The following is an 8,260-nucleotide window of genomic DNA, read 5'->3' on the forward strand; positions in this document are numbered from 1 at the left end:
GCAACAGTATTAATTGACACCACGGTACAAGAGAAAAATATCACCTATCCCACCGATGCCAAACTTGCTATTAAGATTATCAATCGGCTTAACAAGCTAGCAAAATACCATGGTATCCAACAACGCAGAACCTATGTTAAAGAAGTTAAAAACTGCCGCTTAGCCATTCGTCACTTCCGCCATGTTAAAAAGCGTGCCAAAGCTAAAAGTTCTTTGGTATAAGCGGGGAATTCTCTAAAAGTCTCCGTATTTGGATTAATCGCACCTTGAAAACTACCGATACCATACTCGTAATCATTGCGAGTATCAATCAACAACACATCAGGGGGCAGAGCAGGTCATTTATTTTGACCAGCGCACTAAAGGGTTAAAGCGAGAAAGTACCGTTATCCGCCTACCTTCTTTTGAACAGGTGGCAAAAGATCGCTATCTATATGCACATGCATCACGTGTTTTTCATCTAGAAACAAATCCGGGCAATGCACGCGTTTTAGTACAGCGTCATGGTGAACGTGATGTTTGGTTAAATCCACCACCAATCCCTCTGTCAATGCAAGAATTTGATAGTGTGTTTGAATTACCCTATACACGCAAACCACATCCTGCTTATGGAAGGTTGAAGATCCCAGCCTACGATATGATTCGTTTTTCGATTAATATTATGCGCGGTTGTTTTGGTGGCTGTACATTTTGTTCTATTACTGAGCATGAAGGGCGGATTATCCAGAGCTGTTCTGAAGACTCAGTAATTCGTGAAATTGAAACGATTCGCGATACAGATAGGGATTTTAAAGGCAATATTTCTGACCTTGGTGGTCCAACAGCGAATATGTATCGCCTGCAATGCAAAGATGAAAAAATAGAAGCGTCTTGTCGCCGCCTCTCCTGTGTCTATCCTGGTATTTGCTCAAATCTGGAAACAGATCACAAGCCACTAACTAAATTGTACAGACGTGCGCGCAATTTAAAAGGTATTAAGCATATTTTTATTGCCTCAGGCTTGCGTTACGACTTAGCCGTGCGTGACCCTGAATACATTAAGGAACTGGTCACCCACCATGTGAGTGGACGTTTAAAAATTGCACCAGAACATACTGAAGACAACACCTTGTCAAAAATGATGAAGCCAGGTATTGGTTCTTATGATCAATTTAAGACATTGTTTGAACGCTACTCCAAACAAGCAGGAAAAAACAATACTTAATCCCTTACTTTATTTCATCACACCCTGGAACCACTGATAAAGATATGCTAAATTTAGCGCTTTGGTTAAAACGTAATCAATTTAAGCCAGATCAAGTACAAGCCTTTATTCCCACCCCTATGGCAATAGCCTCCGCTATGTATCACAGTGAATTAAATCCACTCAAAAAAATTACTCGAAAGTCAGAAGCAGTAAAAACACCGCGTAGTGGACAACAACGCAAATTGCATAAAGCCTTTTTACGCTATCATGACCCTAAAAACTGGGACGTATTACGACAGGCGTTAAGGCAAATGGGACGCAGTGACTTAATAGGTAATGGAGAGGAGCATTTAGTGCCTTATTCTAGAGCTAGAAATACACTAAAATCGCAACTTTCACGAAATAACAATAATGACTTTCATCATCGTATTTCTGTAAAAAATACTAAAAAGAATTAAAGAGACACAATGAGTCACTAACAAACTAAACATCTTGCTGTGTCATAAAATGCTTTAATATCAGAGTTTAGGAGTTTTAACTCAGGCTATTAATCCGTTTGTCGCTGGTTTGATCCCAGCTCAAGGAGCCAAATACATAAAGCCTATCTCGTGAGATAGGCTTTTTTATGTCTGATAAAATACCCAAATGAATTCAAAAAAAATACTCATTACTGGTGGTGCAGGTTTTATCGGCTCAGCCCTTATCCGTCATATTATTGACAATACAGAGCATCATGTTGTTAATGTTGACAAGCTCACCTACGCAGGGAATCTAGAGTCTCTCATCTCTATTGAAAATAGCGACAGATATGCATTCGAGCAAGTGGATATTTGCGATGTTAATGCAATCAAGCGTGTATTTACCGAGCACCAACCTGATATTATTATGCACCTTGCCGCAGAATCCCATGTTGATAGGTCTATTGATGGACCAGGTGCCTTTATTCAAACCAATATCGTTGGCACTTATATTTTGCTTGAAGCTGCCAGAAATTATTGGGTAAATCTCACAGGCAGTAAAAAAGATAACTTTAAATTCCATCATGTATCTACCGATGAAGTGTATGGTGATTTAGAAGGACTAGATGATTTATTTACCGAAGATACCCCTTATGCACCAAGTTCACCATATTCTGCCGCTAAAGCCAGTTCAGACCATTTAGTCCGTGCATGGCAGCGTACTTTCAAATTCCCAACACTTGTTACTAACTGTTCTAATAATTATGGTCCCTATCAATTCCCAGAAAAACTCATCCCGCTAGTTATCCTTAATGCACTAGAAGGCAAAGACTTACCAATCTATGGTGATGGCAAACAAATAAGAGACTGGCTGTATGTAGATGACCATGCTAGAGCATTATTGCATGTGGCACTTACTGGTGAAATCGGTGAAACTTACAATATTGGTGGACACAATGAATTGCAAAACATTGATGTCGTCAAAACCATTTGTACTGTTCTTGACGATTTAGCTCCCAGTAAGCACAACAATATTACAAAATATGAGCAATTAATTACTTTTGTTAGTGATAGAGCGGGGCATGATATTAGATATGCCATTGATGCTAGCAAAATCAAAGATAAACTCAACTGGATACCTGATGAAACTTTCGCAACAGGACTTAAAAAAACTATTGAATGGTATCTAGCAAATACTACTTGGTGTGAACGCGTTAAAGATGGTAGTTACCAAGGCGAGAGGTTAGGAAATGGATAGCGTAAACATCATTTGTATGAAGTGGGGCGATAAGTTTCCTGCAGAATATGTTAATCGTTTGTATGGTATGGTGAGTCACAATCTATCATTGCCTTTTAGGTTTGTATGTTTTACTGAGAATGATAGTGGTATTCGCAATGAAGTGGAAATACAGCCATTGCCAAAGTTGGACTTACCAGTTAATTTGGCTGATGCACCTGAGCGAGGATAGCGTAAACTTACTGTCTTTAAAAAGGATTTTGGTGGGTTGAGTGGTAAGACTTTGTTTTTGGATTTGGATGTGGTTATCGTTGATAATATCGATGCCTTTTTTATGACCAAAGGCGATTTTCTAATTGCTCATGACAAGAAAAATCCAACAAAAATTGAAGGTAATTCATCTGTATTTCGTTTTGAAATCGGACAATACCCACAAATATTATCTCACTTTGAGAAAAATTCAGAGCAGGTAAAAAGCGAAGTTCGTCATGAACAAGCTTATTTATCACGAGAGATTCACAAATTGGGAAAACTTGAATATTGGCAAGATGCCTGGGTGCCAAGTTTCAAATATCGTTGCTGCCCATCGTGGATAAAATCTTGGTTTAAGGCGCCATTTATTCCTCAGGGTGCAAAAGTAATTATTTTCCATGGCTTGCCTAACCCACCTGAGGCGATTAAAGGTATTAGTGGTAAATGGTACCGTCATATTCAGCCCAGCCCTTGGATTGTCAAACATTGGAAAGAATAATGCTGTGTTGGTATAATTACTTAATACTCTTATTTAAATAACAAATACTAATGGGTAAAAGAGATAAAACACGGTTTGAAAAATGGTTTTCATTGTCGCGCCACCAAAGGCGTACTGGGGCTAAAGAATTGTCATCACTGATTTTGAGTAATTTTAAATCTCAAAAAACACAAATTCTATTAGGCGATGAAGTTGTTTACACACAGGGCAGTTCAAATTCTCTAGAAGAACACTTTACTGCCTTAAGAGACGAATTTGTTGGGCAAAGTGAACTTTGCTACACCCATGCTAAAATTATTGTTTTAATTAGGCGTGAGTTTGAAGTTAAAAACCATTTTCAATTGTTTGAACAACTTTGGACAGAGGAAAAATATTTCTTATTAGAAAATCTTAATACTCGTTGGTTAATGGCAGCAGCAGATACTTTTGCTGATTATTCAGATAATGATGCGATCAAAAGCTTATCTATTGCTTGCATTTGTTTGCTTAATACCATAAAAATTCAAGAATCAGAGCGATTTTTAACCAACGCACAAAATAATAAAGACGATACAGATAAGCAAACCAAACTTGATGATGAACAGAGATTTGCATTATTTGATGGTACTTCAGTGTTTAAATTTGGTACTGATGATACCCTTAGGAATATGCGTTGGCGTCTTGACAAAGCAGCAGAGATAAATATTGCTGGTGAGATTCTACTTGAGATTTTTAAACGCTTACAGAATTTTGATACCGTTTATAAACGCACAAAAGATAGGCATATTCGAGATAAAACTGCTTGGTGGTAAGTAAGACCTTTATATAATTATGAATATTTTAATCATTAGTCTGTCAAGTGCCATAGAGCGTCGTAATTTTCAACAAATGCAAATGGAAAAACTCAAATTAGATTTTGAATTCTTAGATGCAACCTCAATCAATGACATAGATGCAATAACTTATAAGAAACACGCTAAAGATTGGCAACGCCCTTTAAAAAATACAGAAGTAGCTTGTTATTATTCTCATCATCACGCTTGGGAAAAAATTATTCAGAATAACAAACCTGCATTAATCTTAGAAGATGATGCGCTGTTGTCTAATTGTGTACCTAGTTTACTTAAAAATCTATTAAACAAAAAAAATATTGATTTAATTAATTTTGAAAACAGAGGTAGAAAAAAATTTGTTGCTAAAAAAAGTGAAAGCATTGGATGTAATTCCAAATTAATTAGACTATATCAAGATAGAACAGGTGCAGCAGGGTATATTCTTTATCCGAATGGCGCTAAAAAACTTATTCAATGCGAGCAACAAAAAGGTATTGCATTGGCCGATGCACATATTACTGCTTGTCATAGTGTTAAAGCGTATCAAGTAGAGCCTACACCTATTATTCAACTAGATTATCGTGAACATTACAACCTTGAAAATACTATTTATAAGAATGCATCTGAGTCTATTCTTGGCACCGAAGACAAATCACAAGGTAGTTGGATTTTTCGAATTAAAAGAATTGTCTTTCAGTTAAAACTAGGGTTAAGACAAGTAGTGCTAATCACAAAGTCTGAGAGACGCTATATAGAAATTAGAAAGCAAGATTTTTAAAACAAAATAGAACTAAAATTAGGCAAGGCTTTATCTTTTTCAGAGAGTTGTAGCTGATGTTGTGGAAGTTGCCAATCGATGGCAAGTTTTTGGTCGTTGTAGGTAATACCTTGTTCTTGAGCTGGGTTATAGTAGTTGTCTACTTTGTAAGAGAATACAGCGCTCTCGCTTAAAACAACAAACCCATGTGCAAAGCCTTGCGGGATAAATAACTGCTGTTTGTTTTGGCTTGTGAGTTCAACAGCGATATGCTCCCCATAAGTTGGACTGGACGGTCTAATATCTAGCGCAATATCTAAAATACTACCTTCAACGACCCTTACTAATTTTGCCTGTGCGTATGGTGCAAGTTGGTAGTGCAAACCTCTTAACACACCTTTGTTTGACTTTGATTCGTTTTCTTGAATAAATTTAATTTCTCGTGCGATAAAATTTTCAAATAAATCTTGTCTAAAAGTTTCCAAAAAATACCCTCTATCATCACCATGAACTGTTGGCTGGATAAGAATAACATCAGGTATCGTTTGCCTGATAAACTCCATTTATAAACCCTCGCTCGCTCGTGCAAGCAAATATTGTCCATACTGATTTTTTTCAATGGTTGTGCAAGTTTGATGAGTTGTTCTTTGGTGATATAGCCTTTTTCAAAGGCAATCTCCTCAATACAAGACACCTTTAATCCTTGTCTTTTTTCAATGCTTTCTATAAAGGTTGATGCCTCTAAAAGGCTTTCGTGAGTGCCAGTATCAAGCCATGCATAGCCTCTACCCATTAATTCTACAGAAAGCCTATCTTCCTCAAGATACATTTGGTTAACTGAAGTGATTTCTAATTCACCACGACGCGAAGGTGTAACCTTTGCTGCTTTTTTAATCACATCATTTGGATAAAAATACAGTCCCGTTATGGCATAATTGCTTTTTGGTTGCTCTGGCTTTTCTTCAATACTAATCGCCTTACCTGTTTGGTCAAACTCCACTACACCATAGCGTTGTGGGTCAGACACATGGTAGCCGAAGACAGTTGCTTTGTTGTCTTTAGCACTATCAACAGCTATAAAGCATCTCAGGAAGCCCGTGCCCATAATAAATATTATCACCCAAGATTAAACAAGCATCATCATCAACGATAAAATCCTTGCCTAATATAAATGCCTGCGCTAGTCCATCTGGTGAGGGTTGCACAATATATTCAAACTTCATACCAATAGATGCACCATCACCTAATAAACACTCAAATCTTGGTAAATCCTGTGCAGTAGAGATAATCAATACTTCTTGAATACCCGCTAACATCAACACTGACAACGGATAAAAAATCATCGGTTTGTCATACACAGGCATTAACTGTTTAGATACGCATTGAGTAATGGGGTATAGACGAGTACCAGACCCGCCAGCTAATATGATTCCTTTCATATCGCTATTTTACTTTTTATTTGTCTTGTTTTCTTATTAACTGTAATTCAGTAGCACACATGCCTAATTATTTCTAAATTAAAAAACTGAGAGTTAAATAAGATATAGTAAAATAATTTCTCATGAGAGTTTTGATTATAAGCGAAATAATTAAGTGCATGTTCTGGATTAGATGAGAATATTAGTTACAGGTAAAACAGGACAGCTGGGTAAATCTATCCAAGAAGTAGTTGCCAGTAGTGCGCAGAACTATTTGGGATACAGCTTTACATTTATAGGTAGGGATGAGATAGACTTTAGTGATAATATTAGTATCTCAGAGTATTTTGAGCGCAACAGTTTTGATGTCATTATTAATTGCGCTGCTTATACCCAAGTTGATAAGGCTGAGGGACAACAAGAATTGGCTAATCAAATCAATCATTTAGCAGTAGGACAATTGGCATACATCGCACAACAGAGTAACGCTAAGTTAATTCATATTTCTACCGATTATGTATTTGATGGTAATACCACCAATCCGTACATAGAACTTGATGTGCCAAACCCAATTAATATCTATGCTAAAACAAAATTATTGGGTGAGCAGGTCGTGCAAAATACCATGAGTAGCAATGCACTTATTATCAGAAGTGCTTGGCTGTATTCCCAATATGGTAATAATTTTGTCGACACTATGTTAAAGCTTGCACAAGATAAAGATGAGTTAAAAATTGTTTCAGACCAAATAGGCACGCCAACTTATGCAACAGATTTAGCCACAATAATACTTCACATTATCAATAACAAAGATTTTACAAGGAACTTTGCTACAACAACCTATCATTATTCAAGCATGGGGCAATGTAGTTGGTATGAATTTTCCAAAGAAATATTTTCTATTTGTAAAATAAAATTAAACATCATTCCTATCACCACAGATGAGTATCCCACGCTTGCTAAAAGAGCATTATATACCGTGTTAAATAAGGATAAAATTACCACAAAATTTAACATTACAATCCCAACATGGCAGTCTTCGCTTAAAGAATGTTTAGTCAATACTAATAGTATTAGCTTATCTGTTATTATTGTTAATTATAAAAGTTGGACTGTCTTGCAACAATGTTTAGATTCTTTTAAACAATTCCCGCCAAAACTCAATTTTGAAATCATCATCATCGATAATGATTCAAAAGATGGTAAATTTGATGACTTTGCCAAATTTAATCCAACTGCTAAATTCATAAAAAATTCTGGTAACAATGGATTTTCTAATGGCTGTAACCTCGGTGCAGATAATGCCAAAGGAGAATATCTGTTATTCTTAAATCCTGATGTTATTTTGACTGACAAATTGGCCATTGACAGTATGTTTGAGTTTGCTAAAAATAATACAGAGGTTGGCATTGTATCTTGTAGAACTATTGATCCAAAAGGTAGACCAGAAAGAGAAATTTCCTTTTTCAACCCCTGGCTAACGATTGGTTGGATTCGTTCTATTTAGTCAACCCTTAAAAACCACACAACAAATTGATTTATAACAATAAAACCAACAATAACCCTAGACAAATCAACCAACTTTTGCTAAAATACCTCTTATTTCTTGGTCGTTTTGCTTAAAAAAATGTTAACTAAATC

General features: G+C 36.3%; 5 protein-coding genes and 5 pseudogenes. 7 read left to right on the forward strand and 3 right to left on the reverse strand.

What is annotated here, in order from left to right:
- Window positions 1-222 (forward strand): annotated as a pseudogene (locus BHECKSOX2_RS06290) (IS5/IS1182 family transposase); the annotation flags it as partial.
- On the opposite strand, the pseudogene BHECKSOX2_RS10605 reads toward BHECKSOX2_RS06290, so the two are convergent.
- Window positions 204-326, reverse strand: a pseudogene (locus BHECKSOX2_RS10605) (oxygen-dependent tRNA uridine(34) hydroxylase TrhO); the annotation flags it as partial. The pseudogenes BHECKSOX2_RS06290 and BHECKSOX2_RS10605 overlap by 19 nt on opposite strands.
- A gap of 47 nt (window positions 327-373) precedes the next feature.
- Here BHECKSOX2_RS10605 and BHECKSOX2_RS06295 point away from each other — a divergent pair.
- The 5 genes and pseudogenes from BHECKSOX2_RS06295 to BHECKSOX2_RS06315 all read left to right on the forward strand — a co-directional run.
- Window positions 374-1,644: pseudogene (locus BHECKSOX2_RS06295) on the forward strand (YgiQ family radical SAM protein); the annotation flags it as partial.
- Between the two features lie 187 nt (window positions 1,645-1,831).
- Entirely contained in the window at window positions 1,832-2,902 is a 1,071-nt protein-coding gene (rfbB, locus tag BHECKSOX2_RS06300; protein ID WP_139682919.1) for a dTDP-glucose 4,6-dehydratase, read from the forward strand.
- Window positions 2,895-3,632 (forward strand): annotated as a pseudogene (locus BHECKSOX2_RS06305) (glycosyltransferase). The gene rfbB and the pseudogene BHECKSOX2_RS06305 overlap by 8 nt, the downstream one beginning before the upstream one ends.
- Before the next feature lie 50 nt (window positions 3,633-3,682).
- Window positions 3,683-4,423, forward strand: a complete 741-nt coding sequence (locus tag BHECKSOX2_RS06310; protein WP_139682920.1) for a hypothetical protein — start codon at window positions 3,683-3,685, stop codon at window positions 4,421-4,423.
- Between the two features lie 19 nt (window positions 4,424-4,442).
- On the forward strand, window positions 4,443-5,222 hold the full coding sequence (locus tag BHECKSOX2_RS06315) for a glycosyltransferase family 25 protein (RefSeq protein WP_139682921.1): 780 nt from the start codon (window positions 4,443-4,445) through the stop codon (window positions 5,220-5,222).
- Here BHECKSOX2_RS06315 and rfbC read toward each other — a convergent pair.
- A complete protein-coding gene (rfbC, locus tag BHECKSOX2_RS06320) occupies window positions 5,219-5,764 on the reverse strand; it encodes a dTDP-4-dehydrorhamnose 3,5-epimerase (protein ID WP_139682922.1) in 546 nt (181 codons plus the stop codon). The genes BHECKSOX2_RS06315 and rfbC overlap by 4 nt on opposite strands.
- Window positions 5,765-6,640, reverse strand: a pseudogene (gene rfbA, locus BHECKSOX2_RS06325) (glucose-1-phosphate thymidylyltransferase RfbA).
- 172 nt (window positions 6,641-6,812) lie between these two features.
- Between rfbA and rfbD the strand changes: the two are divergent.
- Window positions 6,813-8,126: a dTDP-4-dehydrorhamnose reductase gene (gene rfbD, locus BHECKSOX2_RS06330; RefSeq protein WP_180323693.1), complete on the forward strand. Its 1,314-nt coding sequence runs from the start codon at window positions 6,813-6,815 to the stop codon at window positions 8,124-8,126.
- Window positions 8,127-8,260: the final 134 nt, after the last annotated feature.

This window comes from thiotrophic endosymbiont of Bathymodiolus puteoserpentis (Logatchev) (genome assembly GCF_900127505.1).
GTDB lineage: Bacteria > Pseudomonadota > Gammaproteobacteria > PS1 > Pseudothioglobaceae > Thiodubiliella.

Excerpts from the sequence above, each read along its gene's own strand:
- BHECKSOX2_RS06310 (WP_139682920.1), top strand. The coding sequence starts at position 3,683 with ATGGGTAAAAGAGATAAAACACGGTTTGAAAAATGGTTTTCATTGTCG.
- BHECKSOX2_RS06315 (WP_139682921.1), top strand. The coding sequence starts at position 4,443 with ATGAATATTTTAATCATTAGTCTGTCAAGTGCCATAGAGCGTCGTAAT.
- rfbC (WP_139682922.1), bottom strand. The coding sequence starts at position 5,764 with ATGGAGTTTATCAGGCAAACGATACCTGATGTTATTCTTATCCAGCCA.
- rfbD (WP_180323693.1), top strand. The coding sequence starts at position 6,813 with ATGAGAATATTAGTTACAGGTAAAACAGGACAGCTGGGTAAATCTATC.
- rfbB (WP_139682919.1), top strand. The coding sequence starts at position 1,832 with ATGAATTCAAAAAAAATACTCATTACTGGTGGTGCAGGTTTTATCGGC.